Below are 26570 nucleotides of genomic sequence, written 5' to 3'. Positions count from 1 at the left end.
AGGATTCACAGATGAGCCTGAACTTTCTAGAATTTGAAAAGCCGATTGCAGAACTAGAAGCAAAAATTGAAGCCCTGCGTGATGTTTCTCGTCATGGTGGTGATTCAGCCATTGACCTTGGCAAAGAGATTGAACAGCTTGAAAAGAAAAGCCTAGAGCTGAAAAAGAAAATCTTCAGCGATCTAGGCGCATGGGAAACGGCGCAGTTAGCTCGCCATCCTCAACGCCCTTATACGCTCGACTACATCAAACACGTATTTGAAGAGTTTGATGAACTAGCGGGTGATCGTGCTTATGCCGATGACAAAGCGATCGTTGCAGGTATTGCCCGTTTAGAAGGTCGCCCTGTGATGATCATTGGCCACCAAAAAGGTCGTGAGACTCGTGAAAAAGTGAAGCGTAACTTTGGTATGCCAAAGCCAGAAGGCTACCGTAAAGCACTTCGCCTAATGAAAATGGCAGAGCGTTTCCAAATGCCAATCATCACTTTTATTGACACTGCTGGCGCATACCCTGGCGTCGGTGCGGAAGAGCGTGGTCAGTCAGAAGCGATCGCCACCAACCTAAAAGAGATGGCGGGTTTAACCGTGCCAGTGATCTGTAACGTGGTTGGTGAAGGTGGTTCTGGTGGCGCATTAGCCATTGGCGTGGGCGACTACGTGAACATGCTTCAATACTCGACTTACTCTGTTATTTCACCAGAAGGTTGTGCTTCTATTTTGTGGCGTGATTCTGATAAAGCCCCACAGGCTGCGGAAGCGATGGGCCTGGTGGCACCTCGCCTAAAAGAGCTTGAACTGATTGATGAAATCATCGAAGAGCCACTTGGTGGCGCGCATCGTAACCATGTACAAATGGCAGCGAATATGAAAGCAACACTACTACGTCAATTAGCGGAGCTAGAACAGTTCCCTCAAGACGTGTTGCTTGAGCGTCGTTACCAACGCCTAATGAACTACGGATACTGCTAAACCGTTGTTTTAGGTTACAAGACGCATCGTATACAATAAGGGGCTGAACCGTGTGTTCAGCCCCTTTTTTAATTTGGAGTCACTATGGACGCTCTCTATTCTCACTTCTCTCAAGTCTTGGAACAACAACGTAAAGCGAACACTCGCTTAGTGGTTGCCTTTAGTGGAGGAGTAGATTCAAGGGTGCTGCTCGAGTTGGCTCATCGTTACGCTCAAGAGCACCTGTTGCCGTGCTGTGCGGTTCATGTGCATCATGGTTTGAGCTACAACGCAGATCAATGGGCCCAAAGCTGCGCAGCTTGGTGCCAAGAAAAAAATATTCCACTGACAGTGGAGCGAGTTCAATTGGATTTGACCCAAGGGAACAGCCTCGAGGAAGAAGCGCGTAACGCACGATACCAAGCTTTACGTGCGCATATTAACGCCGATGATCTTCTTCTCACCGGTCAGCACGCGGATGATCAGGTGGAAACCTTTCTGCTGGCGCTAAAACGAGGCAGTGGCCCCAAGGGACTGTCGTCCATGGCGCAACAAATGCCCTTTTCTCAAGGACGGTTGATTCGTCCACTGCTCGACGTTCGACGCCAAGAGATTGAACGATGTGCGCATGACATCGGTTTACATTGGGTGGAAGATGAGAGCAATCAAGACACGCGGTATGACCGTAATTTTCTTCGCCAACAAATCCTTCCCGCGTTGTCTGAACGATGGCCAAGTTTTGCGGCGTCTGTTCAACGCAGTGCCACTCTCTGTGCGGAGCAAGAAGCGTTACTGGATGAGCTGCTGTTGCCGGTATTTGAGCAACTGTTTGGCGAAGACCAGAGCTTAGCTATCACGCAGTTGTCACAGCAAAGTGAGCTGGCTCGTTTCAAGTTGCTCAGAATGTGGTTGGCAAAGCTTGGGCATCCTATGCTAACGCGCCATCAGTTGTCACTCATTTGGCAGCAAGTCGCCCTTTCTCAAGCAGATGCCAATCCAATATTGCAACTGAGCCAAGGGCAAGTGCGCCGTTTCAATCAGCGTCTTTATTTGGTTGCAGACAACCAAGATCTCTCTGCTTGGCATGCGCCGATCACGCTCAATACACCGCTTGCTTTGCCGGACGGTTTAGGGACTATTGAGTTAACGCTAAGCCGTGGTTTTGGTCAAATCGCGCTTCCAGAGCAAAGCGAGGCGTTGTGGATAAGCTTTAACCCAGAGGGGCTAAGTGCCCATCCGGCGGAGCGAGGCCACAGTCGGAAGTTGAAAAAGCTGTTTCAAGAATACCAAGTACCAAGTTGGTTGCGCCGTCGCACGCCAATTTTGATGTATCACCAACAGGTTGTGGCGGTGGCGGGATTGTTTGTGGATCGCCAGTTTATTGGTCAAGATTGTGAGCTGTTTTGGCGCAAGTAATCCAAATTCATGTAAAAATCGTATGGATATAATAACCATCATGGATATAAAAAAGGAAAAGCAATGAAGAAAGTCGCTATTGGTTTGGCTCTAGGATTAGGCCTGATGAGTGGAAGTGTTCTAGCTGCTGGTGATGTTGCTGCAGGGCAAGCAAAAGCAGCTGTCTGCGCTGCGTGTCACGGCGCAAATGGTATCGCAACCATTCCAGGTTACCCCAATTTAAAAGGTCAAAATGAGCAGTATCTCATTACCTCAATCAAGGCATACAAAAACAAGGAACGTAACGGTGGATTGGCGATGGTGATGCAAGCTCAAGCATCTATGCTCAATGACGCTGATATTGCAAACCTTGCTGCTTATTATTCAAGTTTGAAGTAAGACCAGTTTGATATATCGACGAATGGTGATACAAGCCAGAGTAGCACTCTGGCTTTTTCGTTTTCATCACAGTGAATGGATTTTTTTGTGATTGAATGTTGTCGAGCGCTCACCGATAATAGGTTAACAAGTTGAAGTTTAAGGGATGAACATGAAAAAAATTGAAGCAATTATCAAGCCGTTTAAGCTTGACGATGTTCGTGAAGCGCTAGCTGAAGTCGGCATTACGGGAATGACCGTTTCCGAGGTGAAAGGGTTTGGCCGTCAAAAAGGTCATACAGAGCTTTACCGTGGTGCGGAGTACATGGTCGACTTTTTGCCAAAAGTGAAACTGGAAATTGTCGTAACAGAAGATGTGGCGGATAAGTGCGTTGAAACCATTGTCGAAACGGCGCAAACTGGCAAAATTGGTGATGGTAAGATTTTCGTCACAAACGTCGAACGCGTGGTTCGTATCCGTACCGGTGAAGAAGACGAAGACGCGATTTAATCACGCAAAAAGGGAGCCTAAGGCTCCTTTTTTTTGCACAAGTTCTTGGTTACAACAAGTAGACATTACACTATGAAGAAGCGCTATTGGCTTGCTTTACCTCTCCTTTTAGCGGGTGGAGGACTGTTGGCTTTCCATTCGATATTCACCATTCCAGCTCAAACTGAAATTACGACGATTAGTGATGGTGCGTTCAATCAACAATTACACTGTTTCGAAAGTAAAAGCCGCGCTGCGATTGATCACAATGGAGAGCTGAATCTTCTTGTGTGGAATATCTACAAACAAAACCGCAATCACTGGCAACGAGCGCTTAGTGAGTTTAGCGATAATAAGCAACTGTTGTTATTTCAAGAAGCTATGCTCAATGACGATTTAAAACGGTGGATTGGTTCAGGTGGGTGGAGCGGTGAACAAGTGAACGCGTTTAAAGCGTTTGATAAAGCGGCTGGCGTCTTGACGTTAGGCTGGCGTAAGCCCCGCTTGGCGTGTGGCTACACCCAATTGGAGCCGTGGATTCGCTTGCCTAAATCTGGATTGTATTCTGAGTACCCGCTCTCCGATGGCCAAGTGTTGATCGTGGTTAACCTGCATGCCGTCAATTTTACTTGGGGTGTGCAAGAATATCAGCAACAAGTCAACGATCTGATTGCCACGCTAACAGAACACTCAGGGCCAGCAATTGTCGCGGGCGATTTTAATTCGTGGAGCGAAAAACGTTTGCAAGCGGTCACGGAACGATTGGAAAACGCTGGGCTTATCGAAGTGGCGTTCTCACCCGATCAGCGTACTCGTTTTATTACCGGTTTGCCGCTTGATCATGTGTTTTACAAAGGCTTAGTGGTACAAAAAGCAGAGGCGTCTCAAACGGACGCCTCTGATCATAATCCGCTGTTGGTCAGCTTTACATTACCAACAGATAAATAGCCCAAATCAAGTAGTATCCCACCCAAGGAAGGGCAGCGATCACCAAAGCTTGTCCACGTTCAAATTCTGTCCATGTCAGCACGGCTGCATAACCAAGCACAATGTACCAAGGAAGTAGCAAAGGCATTGAACTGGCAAACTGAGACCATTCGTTTGTCAATGGCAGCTTGATCAACCCATTGAGACTATTAAGATCGGCGGCGTAAATCACCACTTGACCATGCTTCAATATTAAACTCGCATAGCTAGCGAAGTCGCCCAACACCGCTGGGAAGGTGATCACCGCGGCAGCGGCAAACCATTTCCAAAACCCGTGTTTATGCTGGCTGGGCTTGGTTGCCAGAGTGAACCAAAACGCCAACATCAAAATCGTCAAGGTTCGTCCAAACACATCGCTAATGATCTCACTCGCCATCAAGGTGTTTGGATCGTCCAAGAATTTTAATTGTTCTGGATTAATTTGTTGAAATTGCGGGGTTAAAATTTGGCTCAACCACTGAAAATCCACATTAGAAAAATACGCTCCCCAAAACAGGAATGGGGTTAGAATGAGAACGATGTACGGCTGCCAGCCCCAAGCCCCACGCTGATAAAGCGCAAGAAAGCATGAGGTTGGAGAGCGAAATATGTCAAGCATCATGACAAACGGGTTACTGGAAGGGGTCATACACTTACCTTAGTTACATCCACGTAGAGTTTTAATTGTTGCCCTGGTTTCAGGTACTTTTGATTTTTTAGCGCGTTCCATTTCACGATGTCGTTGCTTTTGACTTTAAACTTGGTCGCGATGCCACTGATGGTGTCACCCGAACGTACTTTGTAGAACACGGTACGGATAATGGCGCCTTCAGAGCTCTCTTTCCAAATCACCAGATCTTGCCCAACGCGCAACGTGTCACGTGGCCCCATGCCATTCCATTTCGCTAATGCTTGGTGATCCACTTTATTGGCTTTGGCAATGCTCCACAAACTTTCCCCCGATTGAACGGTATGCGTGAGCTTGTACTTTCCACGTACGGTTGCTTGAGTCTTGGCAAGACGGTTGGCGGCAGAAAGGGTATACGCACTGGCGTCTTTCTGAGAGGTCGGGATAAGCAGATACTGGCCGACACGAATGGTATTGTTGTTAAGACCATTAGCTGTACGAATCACCTCGCTGGTGGTGTTGTACTTCGATGCCAAAACACTCACGGTATCGCCTGATTGCACTTTATAGCGTACCATTTTCATGCCTTTGCCTCGGTTCTCTTCGACCTTAGCAAGAAATTCTTCAGCTTTATCAACGGGGATAAGTAATTGGAACGGGCCTTCTGGGGCCGTCGACCATTGATTGTAAGCTGGGTTGTAGTTTTGTAGCTCTTTCACATTTAGCCCAGCATATTGGGCAGCGATAGCCAGATCAAGCTGCTCTTGTGGGTCTACCAAGGTTAAGACTGGCTGGTTAGGAATAGCGGGAATGTTGATTCCATATTTCTCTTGATTAGCAACAATATCGGCGAGTGCGAGCAGTTTTGGCACATAGCCACTGGTCTCTTTGGGCAAATCTAGTGAGAAGAAATCGATAGGTTTACCCAGTTTGTTGTTCTTTCGGATTGCGCTTGATACACGACCACCGCCACTGTTATACGCTGCGATTGCGTGATTCCAGTTGCCGTCAAAACGCTTATTGAGGTAGGTCAAATAGTCCAGAGCCGCATCCGTCGCTGCTGCCACATCTCGGCGACCGTCATACCAAAAATTTTGCTCTAAACCGTACATTTTCCCCGTGCCTGGGACAAACTGCCATAGGCCAGCGGCACTGCCATGAGAATAGGCAAATGGGTCAAATGAGCTTTCCACAACAGGTAAAAGTGCCAGTTCAAGAGGCAGTTCACGAGCTTCAATTTTCTCTGTGATCAAATAAAGAAAAGGCGTTGCTCGTTCAGAAACGGTTTTAAGATGATTTGGGTGCTTGAGATACCAAGTGCGGTAATAATCGACCTTTTCATGATCGGGGACTTCCAGAGAAAGTTGCATGGCGATGCGTTGCCAAACGTCTTCCTGAGTTTGAGGTGTGACGACAGGTTGCTCTGGGGCAACGTTCTCAAGCGTTTTGTCACTTGGTTTTACTTTTTTCGCAGTTTGCTGCGGCGATTTTGCTTGCGAGGCATTGGTCTCAGGCGCGGCACTGGTATTGCTCTCTGTTTGTAAACTTTGACAGCCAGAAAGCAATAGTAGTGCAAACACCCAACTAAACTTAAAACGCATGGTTTCAGCCTGTTTAACTTTGGGCTGCTGATAATACTTGCCTCCTTGGTCAGGAGACAAGCATCAAAAAGTTAAAATTCGTTCTTCCACTCACGTAATGCTGTAAAAACCGAGAGTGGATCGCTATTTTTCGTTCTGCTAGAAACCGAGTGAATAACACTGGGTTGCAGATATCGAAGAAATGGATTGATCCATTTTTCTTGTCTTAATGTGGTTGGAATGGTAGGCAGATTTTGCGCACGCAGTCGATTGACGGTATCACGGTATTGGTGAAGTAACTCGTTATCCGGTTCTACGGCTAAGGCGAAAGCAACATTGCTGGCGGTATATTCATGAGCGCAGAATACTTCCGTCTCCTGAGGAAGGGCGAGGAGCTTGTTGAGTGAGTCAAACATTTGTTGCGCGGTACCTTCAAAAATACGGCCACAGCCAGCAGAGAAGAGCACATCGCCACAAAACAGTTTGCCGTCTCCAACATAACCAATATGACCCAAGGTATGGCCACCTAAACCTAACACTAAGAAGGTTTCATCGAATAACTCAAGTCGGTCGCCATCCTCCACGGGGTGGGTGAGCGTTGGAATTGGTTCTGCTTTCGGTCCTACAACGTTAACGTTAGGAAAAGCGCGCACCAAATCGGCCACGCCGCCAATGTGATCATTGTGGTGGTGGGTGATAAGAATCGCTTCTAAAGTTAGCTGATGTTGCTCGATGTAGTGAAGGACAGGCTTGGCGTCGCCTGGGTCGACCACAGCACAACGCTGATCGCTATTTTGAATCAACCAGATGTAATTGTCGTTGAATGCAGGTATGCTTTTGATCTCTAACACGATGGATTCTCCGCTCGTTCGAACTAGTCAGGTGGTTAATGAAGCCAGCACTAAGCAGTAAAGTTATCCAGCATCCCTATACATGGGAAGAAATGAACAACGGACAATGGGTTCGTGAATCGATTCAAACCCGTTTAGACGAATGGTGCCCGAAACTGTTTGGTTACCATTTGCTGAAACTGGGTGGGCTGAGCTGCGAGTTAACCAGTGCAATATGTAACATTCAACACCAAGTTAACTTAGATATCCAGAACCCTTTGCACAATGTCATCGCAGATGGTTACGAATTGCCCTTTCTCGAAAAAAGCTTTGATGCGGTGATCTTGGCGCATCAGTTGGATTATGCCAGTGATCCCCACCGATTGCTGCGCGAAGTGGATCGAGTGATGATGGACGACGGCTATCTGGTGATCACAGGGTTTAATCCGGTGAGCTTCACCGGGCTGGCCAGTTTAATGCCTTGGCGAAAAAACAACTTGCCTTGGAGTGGGCGAATGTTCACCACCAATCGAATTAATGATTGGCTGGGAGTGTTGAATTATCAAGTCGTGCACTGCGATCGCTACGCATTGTTTCCGATGAAGAAATACCGAACCATGTGGACTTGGCTTGAAAACAGCCTTGGTGACTGGGCATCTCCCGCGGGCAGTCTCTATTTTATTGTCGCAAGAAAACGCACGTATCCACTCAAACCCATCAAACCGCATTGGCAGTTAAAGCGTCGCTTATCTCCGCTCGGGGTGATGAACTGTCAGCGTGATTTGTTGAGCAAGCGCAAAAGCTGCGCTTGCAGAGGAAGAGAGTAGTCTACTCGGCTGGTTGATAACCAGTGTCGTCTAGGGTTGGGTTTTCGGCCGCGGCACGTGCCAACTCGTCACACATTTCGTTTTCACGATGACCAGCGTGTCCTTTGACCCAGCGCCAGTCAATCGTATGGCGAGTGGTTTCTTTATCAAGCGCTTGCCAAAGATCGGCATTTTTGACCGGTTTTTTATCGGCGGTTTTCCAACCGCGCTTTTTCCAATTGTGGATCCACTGAGTAATACCTTGTCGAACATATTGGCTGTCGGTTGTGAGAATCACATTGCAAGGTTCTTTCAAGGCTTGAAGAGCAACGATGGTGGCCATCATTTCCATTCGGTTGTTGGTGGTGAGTCTATAGCCTTGTGCTAAGGTTTTTTCGACCTGTTTGTAACGCAAGACGACACCGTAACCACCTGGTCCAGGATTACCGAGGCAAGAACCATCAGTGAAAATTTCAACTTGTTTTGTCATGTTTTGGTACTATTAGCGAAAGCCATGTTTAAAGCATACGTTCTGCATAGTCTGACACACATATCATTATGAATACCAGTAACAATTCTGAATACGATCGTATCGTTGTGCTCGATACGGAAACCACGGGTATGAACCGTGAAGGTGGTCCACACTACATGGGGCACAGAATCATCGAAATCGGGGCGGTGGAGATCATCAACCGCAAGCTGACCGGGCGACATTTCCATGTTTACCTTAAGCCAGACCGTGAAATTCAACCCGATGCGATTGATGTTCACGGTATTACCGATCAGTTCCTAGTCGATAAACCGGAATATCGTCAAGTTCACCAAGAGTTCCTAGAGTTCATTAAAGGGGCTGAGCTGGTGGCTCATAACGCGCCCTTCGACGTGGGCTTTATGGATTATGAGTTCGGTAAACTCGACGCTGCCATCGGCAAAACCGATGACTACTGCAAGGTGACCGACACGCTGGCGATGGCGAAGAAAATCTTCCCTGGCAAGCGTAACAATCTAGACGTTTTGTGTGAACGCTACGGCATTGATAACTCACACCGAACACTACACGGAGCATTGCTCGATGCGGAGATTCTGGCTGATGTTTACCTGCTGATGACCGGTGGGCAAACCAGTTTGGAGTTCAACGCCAACTCGCAAGAAGGCGGTGGTGAAGACATTCGCCGAGTGGCGGGGCGAAAATCTCTTAAGGTTTTGCGTGCAACGGCCGATGAATTAGAAGCGCACCAATCTAGATTGGATATTGTAGAAAAAAGCGGAACTTGCCTCTGGCGTCAATAGGAGAATCTATGTTGAGGACATTGTCAGTCGTATTATTGTTATTGGTTAGTAGTGTAAGCCATGCTGCGACAGAGTCGACCATGTCCTTGCTGGATAACCGCTTTCGAGTGGATCCAACCATCGATCAAATCACTTTCTTGATTTATCGCGAAAATCCCTCTCAGCCAGTGGTGCTAGTGCGACCAGATGGGCGAAAATACTACGCCTTCAAAAGCTACCCCAACGTCCGCTGGTATCAAGAGCCAGCCATGGACATCATCTCTATCGACAACCCGATGCCGGGCCCTTGGCAAGCGGTGGGGAAAGTCAGCCCGAAAAACAACATTCGGCTGATTTCTCACCTGACGCTTTCAACGGATGTCTTCCCCAGTCGTTTGTATCATGGCGAAGTGATGAAGTTCACCGCAAGGCTCGCATCGGATGATAAGCCGTTAGTTCTGAGAGATTTCCTTGACCGCGTCAATCTAAAAGTGACTTTCACTAAGTATGTTGAGAACGAGCAAGATTTGATTAAGGAAGCCCGCCCAGTACCCGTTGTGATTGGTGACTTTAGCGATGATGGCACGGGTTTAGATGAAAGAGCGGGCGATGGTGTCTTCACCGTTCAGTTACCCATCGATGTGGAACCAGGTAAATATCGAGCACGTATCACATCGGGCAACGGAGTATTCTTGCGTGCCAAGGAACAGGAAGTGCTGGTCTATCCGCGTCCTGTGAACCCGACGTTTATTCAATCTCGTGCAGAGGGCACTCCACACAACTTGGTGGTTTCTGGTGAGCAGGGGATGATACAACCGGGATCTTTGGCGGTTCACATTGAGCAAAGTGCACCAGACAACTTTGTTAATTATGTACAAGGGCAGGCAGAGAAAGAGAGTTTGAAGGTATCTTTGTCGCTTGATAGTAGCCAAATGATCGGCATTTATGGCTGGAAAGGGGATATTTTTGCCACCGATGCGGCGACACAACGCCCGTTAATGTTCCACATTGCGCAACATACGTTTAGCGTGGTCAAAGAAGTCGATATCGAAGCAGCGCGCAAAGCCAAAGAAGCCGCGTTGGCAGAGCAGCGCCGTGTTGAAGAAGAACAACGACTTTTGGCACAGCGTGAGGCAGACCGTAAACAAGCGATCATGATGATAGGAATTGGTAACGTTGTGGTCATCTTGCTTGGGCTAGTGGTGTGGTTTGTCTGGGGTAAGTTACGAGTGAAACGTCAAGCCATTCCCGAGATGCAGCTAGAAGTGCCAAAGAAAAAATGACATTAACTTAGCAGTTTAGCGCAGCGAAAACGGTATTTTTAATGAGTCAAGACCTATAAATGCTGATAAACGGATGGTAGTGAATGAAGAAAAAAGTATTAGTGCTGTATGCTCATCCCTCACAGCATCGATCAGAAGTCAACGCGCCTCTCTTTCATGCAGCGCACGCGATTGAAGGCGTCACATGTGTCGATCTTTATGCAGAGTATCCTCAGTTCGACATCAACATCGACAAAGAACAAGCGCGGCTGCTGGAACATGATGTGATCGTGTTTCAATTCCCGCTGTACTGGTATTCCACCCCTGCATTGCTGAAAGAGTGGCAAGACTTGGTGCTGGAATACGGCTTTGCTTATGGGACAGATGGAACCGCTTTGAAAGACAAACTGATGCTCTGTGTGGTTTCTGCCGGAGGCAAAGAAGAAGCTTACAAAGCGGAGGGGTATAACCACTTTACCATTCGCCAATTGCTGGCACCGATTGAACAAATGGCCGCGCTGACGCATATGCATTATTTGCCCCCATTTGCGATATTCGGTGCGCGTACGGCGTTAGAGGAAAATCGTATTGACCAGCATGTCGAGGGCTACCTCACTCTGCTGCGTGCCTTAGTGGAAGATCGAGTCAATATCCACGCTGCCAATCATTTGAACAAAATCACTCATGCCCTACCTCAAATTATCAAGGAGGCCTGATGACACAAATATTTTTACAAGCCTTTATCTACCTCATTGCCGCAGTGATTGCCGTGCCATTAGCAAAACGCTTCGGCCTAGGTTCTGTGCTTGGATATCTTATCGCTGGCGTAGTGATTGGCCCCATCGTTGGTTTGGTCGGGGAAGAAACCACCACCATTCAGCATTTCGCCGAGTTTGGCGTGGTGATGATGCTATTTTTGGTCGGTTTGGAGCTTGAACCTAAAATGCTCTGGGCAATGCGTAACCGCTTATTGGGGCTAGGTGGCTTACAAGTGGCGGGTACCACTGGGATTATTGTGGCGATTGCTGTCTATTTTGGCCAAGTGTGGACCACGGCCTTGGCGATTGGATTGATTTTCGCCTTATCATCAACGGCGATCGTGTTGCAAACCTTTAACGAGAAGCGATTAAGCAAGACAGAAGGGGGTAAAAACGCGTTTTCTGTGTTGTTGTTCCAAGACATCGCGGTCATTCCGATGCTGGCTTTCATCCCACTGCTCGCCCTGCCTGAATTGGTCGAGCAAGCTCAGCAATCCATCCAATCGGCCGCGGAGCATCATGAACAGTTGAGCCTGGTTGCCGGCTTACCTGGCTGGGCCTATGGTATCGTCATTACACTGTCCATTGGCGTGGTGATCGTCGGTGGGCATTACCTTAGTCGCCCGATCTTTCGTTACGTGGCCAATTCCGGCTTAAGAGAAATTTTTACCGCAGCGGCCTTGATGCTGGTGATTGGTATTGCGGCGTTGATGAGTTTAGTTGGACTGTCTCCTGCTTTAGGCACATTTTTGGCGGGCGTCATGCTGGCAAACAGTGAGTTTCGTCATGAGCTCGAATCGAACATTGAGCCTTTCAAAGGGCTGCTTTTGGGCCTGTTTTTCATTACGGTCGGAGCGGGCATCGATTTTACCATTCTCTTCAACAAGTTCGGCACTATCATCGGTTTGACGTTGGCGGTGATGCTCCTTAAAGCCTTAGTGTTACTGACGTTGTCGTTAATTTTCCGCATTAAAGGCAGTGATCGTTGGTTGTTTGCATTGAGCTTGGCGCAGGCGGGTGAATTTGGTTTTGTGCTGCTGAGTTTCTCAGTACAAAACCACGTGATATCGACGTCTCTCTCCCAGCAACTCTCGCTGGTGGTGGCGATCTCCATGTTTCTCACTCCGGGCCTGTTTATCCTCTTTGATCGAGTTATTTTGCCGAAGTTTGCCACTAAGTTTAATGAAAGAGCCGATGATGACATTGATGAAAAAGGCACAGTGATCATCGCCGGTATTGGGCGCTTTGGACAAATAGTCAATCGCTTATTGTTGTCTAACGGAATTAAAACCGTGGCACTTGATTACCAAGCGAATCAGGTAGATGTGATGCGACAGATTGGCACTCAAGCTTACTTTGGTGATGTGACTCGCCCCGATATTTTGCACACTGCTGGAATTGAAGAAGCGGCGGCGATTGTGGTTGCTATTGATAATCGCGATGCCAGTGTGGAGTTAGTCAAACAGGTTAAGCACGCTTACCCTAGTGTGAAAGTCATCGCCAGAGCATTTGACCGTGGACACGGTTATCGTCTGCGCCAAGCCGGGGCGGATGTGATTGAGTCAGAAACTTATCATTCGGCATTAGAAGTGGGCGGGCAAACCATGAAATTATTGGGGGTTCATCCGTTTTTTGTTGAGCAACAAAAGATGAGATACAAGCGCGTTGAAAATCGCAAGTCAGATTCCTTGTACAGCGCTTGGTTAGACGATTCAGAAGGTGAGCGTTTTGATAACAACTACAGAAAGTTGTTTATGCAGCTTGAAGAAAAAATGATGTTGGAAATGCAAAAGGATCGCCATACCAATCTTTCTCGCTCCGAGCGTGGTTGGACACCACCACCCAAAGATTACGCAGACGATCTGCAAGAGCTAAATCATTCAGATGACATCACTTTCAAGTAAGATCTGAATATTTCCTAAGTGTAAAGATACCCATTGTGCTTGCAATGGGTATCTTTTTTGTCAGTGTTGAGGACAAACGCTAAGAGTTGGGCTCAGAAATGACGATTTTCAACACAATTCCTTCCACAGCAATTACTTTAATCTTGCAACCCGCAGCAATATCCACATCGGAATGCGCAGACCATGTGGTATCGCCAACATGAAGTCGGTTCATGCCGGCGTGGATATCTTCTTTCAGTATGATCTCTTGGCCTATCAACTGTTTTTGTTTTTGGTTGAGGTCGCGTGAGGAGTCATCTTGTTTGTCTTTAGAAAGCTGCTTACGCCACCAAAGCCATGTGGTCATCAATGAGAAGACGACAAAGGCACTGCATTGCAACTGCCAACTCATAGGTATGAGTGATAGCAGCAGACCCACGATGAGCGCGGATAAACCAAGCCAAAGAAAGTAACCGGCGGTTCCTAATAGTTCTACTGCCAATAAGGCGAGCCCAAGAGCTAGCCAATGCCAGTGATTGATGCCATCTAATAACTCAATCACAGCGCCTCCTTATTTGTTAGATTCGCCACTTTGTTTGAACATTTCAGCAATACCAGCAATGGAACCCATTAGGCCAGAAGCCTCAAGTGGCAGCATAATAATTTTGCCATTTTCTGCTTGGCCAATGGTCTTCAATGCTTCAGTATAGCCTTGTGCAATGAAGTAGTTCACCGCCTGCATGTCGCCTTTCGCGATGGCTTCTGAAACCATTGCTGTCGCTTTTGCTTCTGCTTCTGCTGCGCGTTCACGTGCTTCTGCTTGCAAGATGGCAGCTTGTTTTTCACCTTCCGCTTTTAATATTTCAGATTGCTTTTGGCCTTCTGCGCGTAGAATTTGTGCTTGGCGAACCCCTTCTGCTTCGAGAACTTCGGCACGTTTGTTACGCTCGGCTTTCATTTGCGCGTTCATTGCCGCGGTGAGATCCGCTGGTGGTTGCACATCTTTAATTTCGATACGAGTCACTTTCACACCCCAAGGGTTGGTGGCTTGGTCGACGATTGAAAGCAATTTCGTGTTGATCATATCGCGCTGGCTAAGCATCTCGTCCAGCTCCATCGAGCCAAGCACCGTACGCATGTTGGTCAAGGTGAGGTTACGGATAGCGTGCTGCAGTTCGCTGACTTCGTATGCGGCTTTGGCTGCATCAATGACTTGGACAAAGCAGACAGCATCGATCACTACGTTAGCGTTATCTTTGGAAATGACTTCTTGAGCTGGGATATCGAGAACCTGCTCCATCATATTGATTTTGTGGCCGATACGATCGATGAATGGGACGATCAGGTTAAGGCCAGGCTTTAGCGTTATGGTGTAGCGACCAAAACGTTCCACTGTCCAGTTATGGCCTTGTGGCACCGTTTTAACGGCTGAAGCAATAAAGGTAACGGCAACAAAAACCAGTACCGCGATGGTGACCAATGAATCAATTGGCATAGTTCAATCCTTCTGAATAATTAATGATATGCAATTGATTTATTCTTGCGCAGAACGGTCGCGAACACAACGCGATAAATGCGAATCAGCACGTGTTTTTGACAGTATATAGGCCGGAATGAGCCGGCCTTAAGCTATTGATTTGCTGAGTAAGTTACTGCTAATTTAGTAAAGGATGGAGTATAGCTGGCGACGATAACGCGAGGCGATAGTGTGACCTTGGCCAAGTGCAGACAGAATATCCATAAACGTTTTACGAACTTCGCCCTCTCCAACGCTCAAATTGGTTTTCAACTGGGACCATAGGAGTTCCAATGCTTCTTCGTCTCGACCGACTTGATGATACTGAACGGCGAGTTCGCAGGTGACGACATGATCATCGGGATTCGTTTGATGTTGCTGTTCCAGCTTTTGAATCTCAGGGCTGTTAGATGCTTGTTTCTGTAAATCGAGTTTAGCGAGTAGCCCCTTGTAGTAGTTGTCTTGGTACTCCAGTGGAATATGAGTCAGCAGTTGCTCGGCGAGTTCAAGTTGGTGAAGCTCTAATAAGCAGTCGGCTTGGGCGAGTTTGACATCGCCACGTTGCGCTGCGGCCTCTGATAGTAACGAGATTTTACTGAGTGCTTCAGCATGCTGTGTTTGCTGGATGAGTTCACTGATCTCTTTTAAAAGCAGTTCATCTTGTGATGGCAGATGTTTTTCCAGCATCGCGACAATTTTTTCCAACGGGTGGGGGCCACCCAAGCCATCTACTGCCTGACCATTGATAAACAACGCTGTGGTTGGTAGCACTTGAATACCAAATTGAGAGGCGATAGCGCCCTGTTGCTCGCAATCAAGTAACGCCAAAGTAAAGGCACCATTATATTGCTGACAGAGTTGGCGAAGCGCCGGGATATGTTCCGTACTTTCTGGATAAGCATTGGCCCAAAAATGAATCAAGATTGGTGTCTGTGTGGAACGCTCGATGATTTCACGAAAATTCTGCTCGTTAATATCAACAATATAAGGGGATTGCATTTTAGGGTCCTTATCAGAGAGTGTTATCTAACGTTGATATTGGGTAGCGATCCATTATTTTCAAGCATAAAAAACGCTGCGAGATGCAGCGTTTCATTGGATGGCAAGCGAAAGTGCCTAAATAAGAATGAATATTGTCAGCACCACGCCCACACTTAGCCAGTTTAATTGATTTAATGACATGAACTCAGTGCTCGTTTCGGTTGGAGTGAAAAATGATGTTACCCTAGTGGTGGTGATTAAATTATCATCCATTTATGACGAATTGATTACATTATCAACAGCGACTTATGCGGCTCGCTTTAATATTTCATCCAGCCAGCGCGTTGGCAGAATACGTTTGAGTACGGCAAAGAGTTTAGTTGGCGTGGTGACTCGGTAACGTATTTTTGGTTTATGACTGGTTAGAGCGTGCAACACCGGCTTAATACAAGACTCTGCAGGTAAGACGAAACTGCTCTTCGAGTTGGTATTCTCTAGGCGGTCTTTTTGCGCCAAGTAGTTCTCTCGGTGAGGGCTGTTTTCAATATCAATCCATTGCAAAAAGGCTTGCAGCGCGTTGTATCGGAAACGCGTTTCGATAGGGCCGGGTTCGAGCAAGGAAATGTGAATATTGGACCCGTCAAGCTCCAAACGTAATGTGTCACTCCAACCTTCAATAGCAAACTTAGAGGCGTTGTAAGCACCACGATATTTCATCGCAGCAAACCCCAGTACCGAGCTGTTTTGCACAATGCGTCCTTCTTTATTGCGGCGCATCACGGGTAATACTTCTCTAACGAGTTGGTGCCACCCAAAAAAGTTAGTTTCAAACTGTTCTCTAAGCGCTTCCGTTGGAAGATCTTCGAGTGCGCCTGGTTGGCCATAGGCGCCATTATTAAATAAGCCGTACAGTTTACCCTGTGAAAGGCTTAGCGCTTCTTCTACTCCGCGTGAAATACTATCGCCATCTGAGAGATCGAGATGAATACAGGTTAGTCCTTCTTGTTTTAGTCTTTCTACATCCGCAAGTTGTCGACACGAAGCGATGACTTGAAAACCCTCTTTTTGTAAGGCGTGGGCACAAACATAGCCGATACCACTGGAACAGCCAGTGATTAAGACCCATTTGGTCATGATAGTTCCTTTGATAAGCGATGGTCAGCAGTTCGGCATTAAGCCGCTAGTTGTTCTCTTTGAGTATGTTTTTCAAAGCGGGTTCAACGCGTGAGAACAAAAACGTAAATCCTATTTCGGTCAAACGTTTTGGCTTTGCGCGAATGCTATCAAACAGTAAGCATGAGGATTCCCCCATGGCGAGTGTCATCAGCCACTTGGGTGTCGACAATAAATGAGGGCGTTTCAATGTTTTGGCCAATGTTTGGCTGAACTCTCTGTTGCTAACAGGGTGCGGAGCACATAAGTTGTACACCCCTTGTGCATGTGGTGTTTCAAGTAAAAAGACGATGGCTCTCACCATATCCTGCAAATGGATCCAGGGAAGGAATTGTTTGCCGCTGCCTAGAGGTCCCCCAAGTCCAAAGCGATATGGAGGGAGCATTTTTTTCAGAGCACCGCCATTTAGGCCCAACACTACCCCAGTTCGCAATAGACAGACCCGAGTTGATTCTGACTGTGCGCGCTTGGCGATTTGTTCCCAGTGGGCGCACACGGTGTGTGTAAAACCCGCGCTGTGAACGTGGAGGCATTCATCAAAAGGGTGATCTTGTTGATCACCGTAATAGCCAACAGCAGAACCGCTGATAAAAACACTCGGTGGTTTTGCACTGGCATGAATAAGAGCGACGATTTGTTCGGTGATTTGCCAGCGGCTATCGCAGATTCTTTGCTTTTGACTCTCTGTCCAACGCTTATCAGCAATGGGTTCACCAGCAAGGTTGATCACTGCATCAAAATCGTTGAAATCACGAAATGCAGATAAATCAGCAATGTATCGAATGTTGCCGAGATCGGTGGACTGGAGCTTTTGCTTGGCGAGATCTACATCTCTTGTCAGTAGCACCACATGATGAGAAGAGAGCGCTTTGAGTAACTCTGAGCCAATAAAACCGGTGCCACCGGTGAGTAGTATCTTCATGTCTGCCTCCCTTGCTGCTTTTAGTATATGGCACACTCGTTTACGCAGCCAACCCTATGATAGTTCAACTGTTCGTCAGCGCATGTTTTTGCGTAGCTTCACATTCTTACCAAAATGTAACTATTTATTACTACGCATTTCACCGTCATCACACCAAAGCGGTGGAATCTCTGCAATGATTTAAAAGCATTTAATCAAAAAGGAACTTGAATGAACGCCATCATTTCACTGCTCAAGGCATTTGCAGCGAGTGCTCGGGATTTACTTCCGATCGTGGTGGTGATCGTTTTTTTTCAACTGGTGGTTTTAAAAGAGCCGTTGCCTAACCTACTCGAAATTGGCTTTGGCCTGATTTTAGTGATCTTGGGACTGACCTTTTTCATTTTTGGCCTTGAAATGGGGCTATTTCCTATTGGCGAAAGCATGGCACAGGCATTTGCTCGCAAAGGCAGCGTACTTTGGTTGTTTGTTTTCTCGTTTTGTCTTGGCTTTGGTACGACCATTGCGGAACCTGCTTTGACGGCTGTTGCCAATGAAGCGGCAGAAGTGGCGGCAGAAGGTGGAATGATCGCCGATAGCGAACAAGCAATGGGGAGTTATGCTAATGGCTTGAGGCTTACCGTCGCGCTCTCGGTTGGGGTAGCGATTGTTCTTGGGGTTCTGAGAATTCTCAAAGGTTGGCCGATTCACTACATGATTATCGGAGGCTATGTTGGTGTTGTTCTATTAACTGGGTTCGCACCAGAGAGCATTATTGGTATTGCCTATGACTCTGGTGGAGTGACGACCTCAACGATTACCGTGCCTTTAGTTACCGCTTTGGGGGTTGGGCTAGCTTCTTCCATCAAAGGCCGAAATCCCATGATTGATGGTTTTGGTTTGATTGCGTTTGCCTCTCTATTACCCATGATGTTTGTCATGGTTTACGGCATGGTGGTGACATGATCTCTCTTGAGAAAGTGCTCGAAACGTTTGCCAGCACCGTGTTGGATGTTGTCCCTATTGCGGTAATTATCTTTGGCTTTCAGTTTGCCATTTTACGTAAACCCATCATGAATCCTGTGCAAGTCTTGCTGGGTTTCGCTTATGTCCTCATTGGGCTAACGCTCTTTTTACTTGGGTTGGAAATGGCACTGTTTCCTTTAGGGGAGACCATGGCAATCCAGTTGACCGAACCCGAATTTCTGCAGTTGGCACGCATAAGTTTGGGGCAAAAACTGGAGTGGGTGGATTACTACTGGGTTTACTTGTTCGCATTTTTTATCGGTTTTAGCACCACCATTGCCGAACCCTCATTGATTGCTGTGGCAATTAAAGCGAACCAAGTCTCAGGCGGCAGTATCGGCGTAACGGGGTTGCGCGTGGCTGTTGCCATAGGGGTAGCTTTTGGTATCGCCCTTGGAAGTTATCGCATTGTGGTGGGCGATCCGATTCACTATTACATCATTGTTGGCTACCTGATTGTGGTTGTACAAACCTATTTTGCCCCAAGAATGATTATCCCCTTAGCTTATGATTCCGGTGGCGTGACAACGTCCACCGTGACGGTGCCATTGGTGGCAGCGCTAGGGCTGGGGCTTGCTTCAACCGTTCCTGGCAGAAGCCCGTTAATAGATGGGTTTGGCTTAATCGCTTTCGCCAGTCTTTTCCCGATGATATCGGTGATGGGTTATGCGCAAATAACGCAATGGGTTAATCGCCGTCAGGCGTCGCAGGAGGATAATAATGCGCTTTAAATTAATTCTCGCTTTTGTTGAAGATAGCAAAACCGATGTGGTGCTGGATGCTGCCCGTGAAGCGGGGGCAACGGGAGCGACAGTGATCAACAATGCTAGAGGGCAAGGGCTCAATCAAAAACGCACCTTCTTTGGTTTAACCTTAGAGGTGCAGAAGGATGTGTTGCTTTTTGTGGTCGAAGAGCACCTCTCACGTCATATTTTGGAACGAATCAGTGAAGTGGGGGAATTTGATACCGAATCCGGCCAAGGGATTGCCGTGCAAATCGACATAGAAGATGCGGTGGGTGTCGCCCACCAAGTAGCCAAACTAACCAAAGTGGTTGAGGATGAAATATGAACAGTCATGAGAAAATCCGTGTCAGAGACGTGATGGCCAACAGTTTTGTCGTTGTCGATGGCCTTACCACCGTGCATCAAGGTATTAAATTGGCGAGAGAGCATCAGGTCAAAGCTTTAGTCGTTAATAAACGCCATGAAGATGATGAGTTTGGCATTGTACTTATGAACGATATTGCCAAGAAAGTGTTAGCCAAAAATCGCTCACCTAATCGCACCAACATTTATGAAATTATGACCAAACCTGCGTTGTGTGTATCGCCTGATATGAATGTGAAATATTGTGCACGTCTCTTTGAGCGATTTGGCATTAGTCGCGCTCCTGTGATTGAAAATGGTGAAGTGATTGGCATGGTGAGTTACAACAATATTGTAATGAATGCGATGGCTTGTGATGACGATGAACAGTCTGAGCGTTAGAATGTCCCTTCGTTACGTAAGGGGAAGTTGTTTTGAAACTGTTTTTTGCTTCAGATCTGCATGGCTGCTTGGCCGCAACAGAAAAAACATTGGATCTATTTGAGCAGTCAGGTGCTGGGCATCTGGTATTGCTAGGGGATGTTCTTAACCATGGCCCTCGGAACCCAGTTCCTGAGGCTTATAATCCACCTCAAGTGGCAGAAAAATTAAACCAGCATGCCGAGCACATTATTGCGGTGAGAGGAAACTGCGATAGTGAAGTTGACCAAATGTTGTTGTCGTTTTCGATGATGATGGATCACCACTGGGTGTTACTAGAGTCGGGGCAAAGGCTGTTTTTGACCCACGGGCATTTGTATAACGCGAGTAAAATGCCAGCACTGAAAGCGGGTGATATCCTTGTTCACGGCCATAGCCACATCGCGTTGGCAGAAAAACAGCAAAACGTTTTTGTGTTCAACCCTGGTTCCGTAACCTTTCCTCGAGAAAACCAACCAGCAAGTTATGGTCTCTATCAAGATGGTCAACTGTCGGTGATTTCGTTGCAAGGTGAACTTTTGCATACGTGCCGAATCGACGGCTAAAAATGCAATGACGATTGACGATATAAGGCAGCTAGGCTGCCTTATTTTTTGTCCGAATGCCCTAGATCTCGTTCGGGTGCGATAATGTCTCTCACCCTCTGTTTTAGCTCTTTGGCTTCTGGAAAACCACCATCTCGCTTTCTCTCCCAAATCAGCACATCATTACAGTGGATCTCAAAGCGCCCACCAGTATCGGGATAGAGGGTAATAGAAGCAATTTCCTCACTGAATGTATGCAATAACTCTTGGCTCAACCAAGTCGAGCGAAGCATCCAGTTACACTGGCGGCAGTAATAGATCTCAATTTTCGCTTTGAGCATCGTCAATCCTTAAAATAACAATTTAAGCCCAACGGCAAAAGTCAGCAATTCAAAGGCAATTTTTACCGTTCGATTACTGTAGCGATTCGTCATCCATGCGCCAAGTGCGCCACCCAAAAAAGAGCTTGCGAGAAGAATGGGTAGCCAAGGCCAATGAACAGGTGCGCCAGCTTGCACTACTGCAATACCACCAATACCATTCCAAAAGAAACCGACGCATATTAGCGTAAGAGCAACGGCTTGCTTGTAATCGTAACCAAACCAACGGACCAAAAACAAGGTCACTAATAAGCCAGAGCCCGCAGTGAGAGAACCGTTAATGATACCGATCAATAGTAGCCCAACACCACCCAGCAACCAGCCAGAAAGATCCCTGTTTCGAGGTTTTTCTTCTTGGCCGAGTTGTTTTTTGAATCGTGAGTAAACGCCAAGCAGTAATATCATTATCCCGAGCATAAATTCCGCGATGTCACTTGGGATCATCAAAACGATATTTGCCCCAATAATCACGCCAATACTGCCAGTCAGAATAAGATAGAAAGCGGTGGTAAGTTTGATTTTTCCCGATTTTAAATGCGTGTATGCGGCACCAAGACCGAGAGCCACACTGGCCAGTTTGTGAGTTGCCAGTGCCACACCAAAAGGCAAGCCAAGAAAAATGAGCAGGGGAAATTGCAGCAACCCTGCACCTCCGCCAGCAAGAGAGGCGAGTGTGTTGGCAATCAGAGAGCCGAAGAAGAGAAACAGTGTTGAAATCCAATCCATATATACACCAAAGGGAGCATCCCGCTCCCTTATTTGATGACTAAACGAGCATCAGTTAGAAAACAGTACTGATGAGCCGTGGTTCAGGCTGGTCAGCAATAATGTTTGGTCATTGACGATGTCGATGCGACGGCTTTGTTGTGCATCCATTTTGAACACTTTCGTGATGAGTTTGAGTTGGGCATCACTGAAATCTTTTGATTGCGAAGAAGAGATGTCTTTAAACTCTTTTGCCGTCACCAGCAGATAATTGTCGCTGACGTCCCAAGTGCCTGATTCAGAAATGTTGATCACCACCTCTTGAGAGGACTCATTTGAGTAAAGCTTCAACACCGAAACGCGCACGTAATTGCCATTGGGCAGATACTTAACGTTCGACGTTAAAGTGACTTTGCGCAGCGGTCCGACGGAACCTTCATTTTGCAGATCATCCGTGATGACCGTCACCATATAGGACTGCCACTCTTTGGAAGTCAAAACCTGCTCAACTTTGAGGTCGCTACCCCAATAAAGCCACCCACTAAACACAGCCGATGCAGCCAAAACAACAGAAGCAATTCGAAGTTTCATTGTGCACCTCATTTATTTACAGATAGAGCCAAGATCGTTTTGTTCTGAGAAAATTCTCAGCGTCACGTTCTCGTTTGAATGTGGAAGTGTGTGGATGTAATTGAGGATCAACTGATTACCCTGGCCACCTGTCGCGATCACTTTTACTGGAGCAGAATCGCCAGTATGCGTTTCTGCATACTTATTAACACACTGCCTAATAGAAGGCATCCAAGCTTGTAATGGTGGATGATTCAGTGGAGTAAGCACTTCCACACCATTCACATTTTCTAGCAAACGGAACTTAGACTCCGACGGATTGGTGAGTAAGACAACGCAAAGTGGCAACAGTGCGGCTAACAAGAATAGCCCTTTGATTAGCCAATTTCTTTGTGACGCGGCCATTTTTGTTGACGTGCCAGCATTATGCACGACATCTCTACCAATTTCTGACGAGGGCGTTTGAACCGCGTCAGTACTGATTTCGTTGTCTAATTCTTCTTGATCTAAGGCTTCAGAAGCTGCGTCATTCACGTTGTTGGTTGAATCTGACAGGAGCGGATTAATGCGCTCAACCGAACAGATCAACTGATAACCACGTTTTGGCACCGTTTTCACAAACTCAGGGGATTTTGTGGAATCTTTGAGCATTTTGCGTAAGGTAGAAATCGCTTGAGTTAGACTGGAATCATCGACTTCGAAACCTTGTTCACGCCAAACAAACTCATGCAACTCGTTACGAGTTAATACCTCGTTAGGTTTTTCTGATAACAGAAGTAAAATTCGACTTTCATTGCTACCTAATCGAGTCACTTCATTGTTGACAGCCTGATCAAGTAATGTGTTGCTGTTAGGATCGAAAACAAATCGCTGTGCGATTACAAACTTAGTGCCGATATTACTCATGAGGTTCTTCTTTATATCGATGATTCAGCGTTTTTTGGTGCTTATTTGCGCAACAAGCGCTTAGACCAACATCTCTTATGCTTCTTTAGATGTATTTAGCTCAATAGGATAATTAAATTTATCTAAAAAAACAGCGTTTTTACCACAATTGACCTTGAATTTACATTTGTCAGCCATATGTTACGTAACAAGCGATTGATTTCCCACCCAATTAGAGAACTTTGGAGTGAAAATGAACGAGACAGTAGCAAATAACAAAGAAACTCGTGGCTTTCAGTCAGAGGTAAAACAACTTCTCCATCTGATGATCCACTCACTGTATTCCAATAAAGAAATCTTCCTACGTGAGTTGATCTCCAACGCCTCCGACGCAGCCGATAAACTGCGTTTTCAAGCGTTGTCCAATCCTGCTCTTTATGAAAATGATGCAGAATTGGGCGTGAAGCTTTCTTTTAACGAAGAACATAACACGCTGACGATTTCCGATAACGGGATTGGTATGAGCCGCGAAGAGGTGATTTCGCATTTGGGCACCATTGCCAAATCTGGTACGGCGGAGTTTTTCTCTAAACTATCTCAAGAGCAATCAAAAGATTCTCAGCTGATTGGTCAGTTTGGTGTTGGTTTCTATTCAGCCTTCATTGTGGCTGATGCAGTGACGGTACGAACTCGAGCGGCGGGTCTTAGCGCAGACCAAGCGGTACTTTGGCATTCTGCAGGTGAAGGTGAATACACCGTTGAAGACATTACCAAAGAATCACGTGGTACTGATATTATTCTGCACATGCGTGAAGACGGCAAAGAGTTCCTCAACGAATGGCGTTTACGTGATGTGATTGGTAAGTATTCCGATCACATTGGCATTCCTGTTTCTATTCAAACCCGTGTTCGCGATGAAGAAGGCAAAGAAACAGAAGAAGTGAAGTGGGAGCAAATCAATAAAGCCCAAGCACTTTGGACGCGCAATAAATCCGATATCTCAGACGAAGAGTATCAAGAGTTTTACAAGCATGTCTCTCACGATTTTGCTGACCCATTACTTTGGAGTCACAACCGAGTAGAAGGCAAAAACGACTATACCAGCCTCCTTTATATTCCATCGAAAGCGCCTTGGGATATGATGAACCGTGACCATAAATCTGGTCTTAAACTCTATGTTCAGCGCGTTTTCATCATGGATGACGCTGAGCAATTTATGCCATCTTACTTGCGTTTTGTCCGCGGTTTGATTGACTCCAACGATCTGCCGCTCAACGTCTCTCGCGAGATCTTGCAAGACAACAAGGTGACTCAATCGCTACGCGGTGCGTGCACTAAACGAGTTTTAACCATGCTCGAGCGCTTGGCGAAAAATGACACAGATAAATACCAAACTTTCTGGAAAGAATTTGGTTTGGTGATGAAGGAGGGGCCAGCCGAAGATTACGCCAACCGCGAGAAAGTGGCGTCGTTGTTACGCTTTGCCTCGACAGAAGTGGACTCTGCAGAGCAGACCGTTTCTCTTGAGTCTTATGTTGAGCGCATGAAAGAAGGCCAAGACAAGATCTACTACCTCACAGCAGACAGCTATGCAGCAGCGAAAAACAGCCCTCACTTAGAGCAGTTTAAAGCCAAAGGTCTTGAAGTTATCTTAATGTTTGACCGTATTGACGAATGGTTGATGAACTACCTAACAGAGTTTGATGGTAAGCAGTTCCAGTCAATCACGAAAGCGGGCCTTGATCTTAGCCAATTTGAAGATGAGCAAGAGAAAGAGAAGCAGAAAGAAACGGAACAAGAGTTCCAGTCCGTGGTTGAGCGCACCAAGAGCTACTTGGGTGATCGTGTGAAAGAGGTGCGTACCACCTTTAAGCTAGCGAATACCCCAGCGGTGGTGGTGACCGATGATTTCGAAATGGGCACACAGATGGCGAAGCTACTGGCGGCAGCGGGGCAGGCTGTTCCTGAAGTGAAGTACATTTTTGAGATCAACCCAAATCATACGCTTGTTAAGCAAATGGCGGATGAGACGGATGAAGAAGCGTTTGGCCGCTGGGTAGAGGTATTGCTGGGTCAAGCAATGCTTGCAGAGCGTGGCTCAATGGAAGATCCTAGCCAGTTCTTAACGGCCATTAACTCGCTTTTGACTAAGGGCTAATAAGGCTAAAATCACCAAAAAGCTCGCATTTGCGGGCTTTTTGTATGTATCGGCATTCAACATGCAAAAAAATGATGGTTTCCAAAGCGATTTGTGAGAGCTTGAACATTCTTTAGTCTTAACTGACTCTAGAACGAGAAATAGTGTGTTAGAATGCCGACTTGAAACAAAATCATCGGGCGTGTAATGTGCACGCCTGTTTTATTGTCAATTTGAAGAACACTTATACCGAAACTTACCGTGGGGCATAGCCCAGTAGGCAGTGAGCTTCGGTATAAATCATCATAATCGAAAGAGGATTCAACATGCGCATCATTCTTCTAGGTGCTCCAGGTGCAGGTAAAGGCACACAGGCTCAATTCATCATGGAGAAGTATGGTATTCCACAAATCTCTACTGGTGACATGCTACGTGCTGCTATCAAAGCAGGTACTGAGCTTGGTAAACAAGCAAAAGCTGTTATCGACGCTGGTCAGCTAGTTTCTGATGAAATCATTCTTGGTCTAATCAAAGAGCGTATTGCTCAAGAAGATTGTGCGAAAGGTTTCCTATTGGATGGTTTCCCACGTACGATCCCACAAGCTGACGGTCTTAAAGAGATGGGTGTGGCAGTTGATTACGTTATTGAGTTTGACGTTGCTGACGATGTGATCGTTGAGCGTATGGCTGGTCGTCGTGCGCACCTGCCTTCTGGTCGTACTTACCACGTTGTGTACAACCCACCTAAAGTGGAAGGTAAAGACGACGTAACAGGTGAAGATCTTGTTGTTCGTGATGACGACAAAGAAGAAACCGTGCGCGCTCGTTTAGGTGTTTACCACTCACAAACGGCACCACTTATCGAGTACTACGGTAAAGAAGCGGCAGAAGGCAACACGAAGTACCTAAAATTTGATGGTACTAAGCAAGTTGCACAGGTGAGTGCTGATATCGAGAAGGCATTAGCATAATAGGTAATACCTATTATCAACCGTTTTCAGAATTTTGTTATAGTGAAGCGACCTTAAGGTCGCTTTTTTATTATGAC

Annotated in this window: 30 protein-coding genes; 17 read left to right on the top strand and 13 right to left on the bottom strand. The window is 46.7% G+C overall.

The features are described 5' to 3' along the window. Positions 1–11 precede the first annotated feature (11 nt). From accA to LZU85_RS07040, 5 genes are all read left to right on the top strand, one after another. A complete protein-coding gene (accA, locus tag LZU85_RS07060; RefSeq protein WP_176297425.1) occupies positions 12–971 on the top strand; it encodes an acetyl-CoA carboxylase carboxyl transferase subunit alpha in 960 nt (319 codons plus the stop codon). A gap of 84 nt (positions 972–1055) precedes the next feature. Further along, positions 1056–2366, top strand: coding sequence for a tRNA lysidine(34) synthetase TilS (gene tilS, locus LZU85_RS07055; protein WP_237286768.1), 1311 nt, complete (start codon positions 1056–1058; stop codon positions 2364–2366). 63 nt (positions 2367–2429) lie between these two features. Continuing rightward, positions 2430–2744 carry a c-type cytochrome gene (locus LZU85_RS07050; protein ID WP_237286767.1) on the top strand — a complete coding sequence of 105 codons (315 nt, stop codon included), beginning with the start codon at positions 2430–2432 and terminating at the stop codon, positions 2742–2744. A 151-nt stretch (positions 2745–2895) separates the two neighbouring features. Further along, positions 2896–3234, top strand: coding sequence for a nitrogen regulatory protein P-II (gene glnB / locus LZU85_RS07045; RefSeq protein WP_176297428.1), 339 nt, complete (start codon positions 2896–2898; stop codon positions 3232–3234). 72 nt (positions 3235–3306) lie between these two features. Next, positions 3307–4161, top strand: a complete 855-nt coding sequence (locus tag LZU85_RS07040; protein ID WP_237286766.1) for an endonuclease/exonuclease/phosphatase family protein — start codon at positions 3307–3309, stop codon at positions 4159–4161. Here LZU85_RS07040 and LZU85_RS07035 read toward each other — a convergent pair. The 3 genes from LZU85_RS07035 to gloB all read right to left on the bottom strand — a co-directional run bounded on the left by LZU85_RS07035 (position 4139) and on the right by gloB (position 7238). Continuing rightward, entirely contained in the window at positions 4139–4828 is a 690-nt protein-coding gene (locus tag LZU85_RS07035) for a YIP1 family protein (protein ID WP_072609127.1), read from the bottom strand. The genes LZU85_RS07040 and LZU85_RS07035 overlap by 23 nt on opposite strands. Beyond that, positions 4825–6408, bottom strand: a complete 1584-nt coding sequence (locus LZU85_RS07030) for a LysM peptidoglycan-binding domain-containing protein (protein WP_237286765.1) — start codon at positions 6406–6408, stop codon at positions 4825–4827. Before LZU85_RS07030 ends, LZU85_RS07035 begins: the two co-directional genes overlap by 4 nt. A 71-nt stretch (positions 6409–6479) precedes the next feature. Next, complete coding sequence (gene gloB, locus LZU85_RS07025) at positions 6480–7238, bottom strand: hydroxyacylglutathione hydrolase (RefSeq protein ID WP_176297431.1); 759 nt, start codon at positions 7236–7238, stop codon at positions 6480–6482. A 38-nt stretch (positions 7239–7276) separates the two neighbouring features. Here gloB and LZU85_RS07020 point away from each other — a divergent pair, with 38 nt between their 5' ends. Then, on the top strand, positions 7277–8044 hold the full coding sequence (locus LZU85_RS07020) for a class I SAM-dependent methyltransferase (protein WP_072615481.1): 768 nt from the start codon (positions 7277–7279) through the stop codon (positions 8042–8044). Position 8045: 1 nt separating this feature from the next. Here LZU85_RS07020 and rnhA read toward each other — a convergent pair whose 3' ends face one another. Further along, positions 8046–8513: a ribonuclease HI gene (rnhA, locus tag LZU85_RS07015; RefSeq protein WP_011079787.1), complete on the bottom strand. Its 468-nt coding sequence runs from the start codon at positions 8511–8513 to the stop codon at positions 8046–8048. Positions 8514–8581: 68 nt separating this feature from the next. Here rnhA and dnaQ point away from each other — a divergent pair, with 68 nt between their 5' ends. The 4 genes from dnaQ to LZU85_RS06995 all read left to right on the top strand — a co-directional run bounded on the left by dnaQ (position 8582) and on the right by LZU85_RS06995 (position 13216). Beyond that, positions 8582–9313: a DNA polymerase III subunit epsilon gene (dnaQ, locus tag LZU85_RS07010; RefSeq protein WP_011079788.1), complete on the top strand. Its 732-nt coding sequence runs from the start codon at positions 8582–8584 to the stop codon at positions 9311–9313. Between the two features lie 8 nt (positions 9314–9321). Continuing rightward, on the top strand, positions 9322–10575 hold the full coding sequence (locus LZU85_RS07005; protein WP_237286764.1) for a TIGR03503 family protein: 1254 nt from the start codon (positions 9322–9324) through the stop codon (positions 10573–10575). 83 nt (positions 10576–10658) lie between these two features. Continuing rightward, on the top strand, positions 10659–11270 hold the full coding sequence (locus LZU85_RS07000; protein ID WP_176297433.1) for an NAD(P)H-dependent oxidoreductase: 612 nt from the start codon (positions 10659–10661) through the stop codon (positions 11268–11270). Next, on the top strand, positions 11270–13216 hold the full coding sequence (locus LZU85_RS06995) for a monovalent cation:proton antiporter-2 (CPA2) family protein (protein WP_237286763.1): 1947 nt from the start codon (positions 11270–11272) through the stop codon (positions 13214–13216). The genes LZU85_RS07000 and LZU85_RS06995 overlap by 1 nt, the downstream gene beginning before the upstream one ends. Before the next feature lie 79 nt (positions 13217–13295). On the opposite strand, the gene LZU85_RS06990 is transcribed toward LZU85_RS06995, so the two are convergent. From LZU85_RS06990 to LZU85_RS06970, 5 genes are all read right to left on the bottom strand, one after another. Continuing rightward, on the bottom strand, positions 13296–13757 hold the full coding sequence (locus LZU85_RS06990) for an NfeD family protein (RefSeq protein ID WP_176297435.1): 462 nt from the start codon (positions 13755–13757) through the stop codon (positions 13296–13298). A 9-nt stretch (positions 13758–13766) separates the two neighbouring features. Then, positions 13767–14690 (bottom strand): SPFH domain-containing protein, encoded by a 924-nt coding sequence (locus LZU85_RS06985; RefSeq protein ID WP_176297436.1) that lies wholly within the window; start codon positions 14688–14690, stop codon positions 13767–13769. 165 nt (positions 14691–14855) lie between these two features. Continuing rightward, positions 14856–15710, bottom strand: coding sequence for a co-chaperone YbbN (locus tag LZU85_RS06980; protein ID WP_237286762.1), 855 nt, complete (start codon positions 15708–15710; stop codon positions 14856–14858). 288 nt (positions 15711–15998) lie between these two features. Continuing rightward, entirely contained in the window at positions 15999–16826 is an 828-nt protein-coding gene (locus LZU85_RS06975) for an SDR family oxidoreductase (protein WP_176297438.1), read from the bottom strand. A gap of 46 nt (positions 16827–16872) precedes the next feature. Further along, a complete protein-coding gene (locus LZU85_RS06970) occupies positions 16873–17787 on the bottom strand; it encodes a TIGR01777 family oxidoreductase (RefSeq protein ID WP_237286761.1) in 915 nt (304 codons plus the stop codon). A gap of 210 nt (positions 17788–17997) precedes the next feature. On the opposite strand from LZU85_RS06970, the gene LZU85_RS06965 reads away from it, so the two are divergent. From LZU85_RS06965 to yfcE, 5 genes are read left to right on the top strand one after another with little or no spacing between them, the layout of a single operon-like run. Next, positions 17998–18732 carry a DUF1538 domain-containing protein gene (locus LZU85_RS06965; RefSeq protein ID WP_176297440.1) on the top strand — a complete coding sequence of 245 codons (735 nt, stop codon included), beginning with the start codon at positions 17998–18000 and terminating at the stop codon, positions 18730–18732. Further along, entirely contained in the window at positions 18729–19523 is a 795-nt protein-coding gene (locus LZU85_RS06960) for a DUF1538 domain-containing protein (RefSeq protein ID WP_237286760.1), read from the top strand. The genes LZU85_RS06965 and LZU85_RS06960 overlap by 4 nt, the downstream gene beginning before the upstream one ends. Next, complete coding sequence (locus tag LZU85_RS06955; protein ID WP_176297442.1) at positions 19513–19863, top strand: P-II family nitrogen regulator; 351 nt, start codon at positions 19513–19515, stop codon at positions 19861–19863. The genes LZU85_RS06960 and LZU85_RS06955 overlap by 11 nt, the downstream gene beginning before the upstream one ends. Further along, positions 19860–20282 (top strand): CBS domain-containing protein, encoded by a 423-nt coding sequence (locus tag LZU85_RS06950; protein WP_176297443.1) that lies wholly within the window; start codon positions 19860–19862, stop codon positions 20280–20282. Before LZU85_RS06955 ends, LZU85_RS06950 begins: the two co-directional genes overlap by 4 nt. 32 nt (positions 20283–20314) lie before the next feature. Then, a complete protein-coding gene (gene yfcE / locus LZU85_RS06945; RefSeq protein ID WP_176297444.1) occupies positions 20315–20866 on the top strand; it encodes a phosphodiesterase in 552 nt (183 codons plus the stop codon). 41 nt (positions 20867–20907) lie between these two features. On the opposite strand, the gene LZU85_RS06940 is transcribed toward yfcE, so the two are convergent. Genes LZU85_RS06940 through LZU85_RS06925 form a run of 4 tightly spaced genes read right to left on the bottom strand, consistent with a single transcriptional unit; the run spans position 20908 to position 23406 of the window. Next, a complete protein-coding gene (locus tag LZU85_RS06940; RefSeq protein ID WP_176297445.1) occupies positions 20908–21186 on the bottom strand; it encodes an Rdx family protein in 279 nt (92 codons plus the stop codon). Between the two features lie 9 nt (positions 21187–21195). Continuing rightward, positions 21196–21951 carry a sulfite exporter TauE/SafE family protein gene (locus LZU85_RS06935; RefSeq protein ID WP_013572241.1) on the bottom strand — a complete coding sequence of 252 codons (756 nt, stop codon included), beginning with the start codon at positions 21949–21951 and terminating at the stop codon, positions 21196–21198. Positions 21952–22002: 51 nt separating this feature from the next. Beyond that, positions 22003–22533 (bottom strand): regulatory protein ToxS, encoded by a 531-nt coding sequence (locus LZU85_RS06930; RefSeq protein ID WP_011078306.1) that lies wholly within the window; start codon positions 22531–22533, stop codon positions 22003–22005. Further along, positions 22534–23406, bottom strand: a complete 873-nt coding sequence (locus LZU85_RS06925) for a winged helix-turn-helix domain-containing protein (RefSeq protein WP_045597673.1) — start codon at positions 23404–23406, stop codon at positions 22534–22536. Between the two features lie 232 nt (positions 23407–23638). Here LZU85_RS06925 and htpG point away from each other — a divergent pair, with 232 nt between their 5' ends. Then, the gene (htpG, locus tag LZU85_RS06920; RefSeq protein ID WP_011078304.1) at positions 23639–25543 is read left to right on the top strand and encodes a molecular chaperone HtpG; all 1905 of its coding nucleotides are present in this window, start codon (positions 23639–23641) and stop codon (positions 25541–25543) included. Positions 25544–25848: 305 nt separating this feature from the next. Beyond that, a complete protein-coding gene (gene adk / locus LZU85_RS06915; protein WP_011078303.1) occupies positions 25849–26493 on the top strand; it encodes an adenylate kinase in 645 nt (214 codons plus the stop codon). Positions 26494–26570: the final 77 nt, after the last annotated feature.

Source organism: Vibrio floridensis (assembly GCF_021852965.1).
Taxonomy (GTDB): Bacteria; Pseudomonadota; Gammaproteobacteria; order Enterobacterales; family Vibrionaceae; genus Vibrio; species Vibrio floridensis.
Note: the sequence above shows the minus strand (reverse complement) of the source record. Positions and strands in the feature narration are given on the sequence as shown.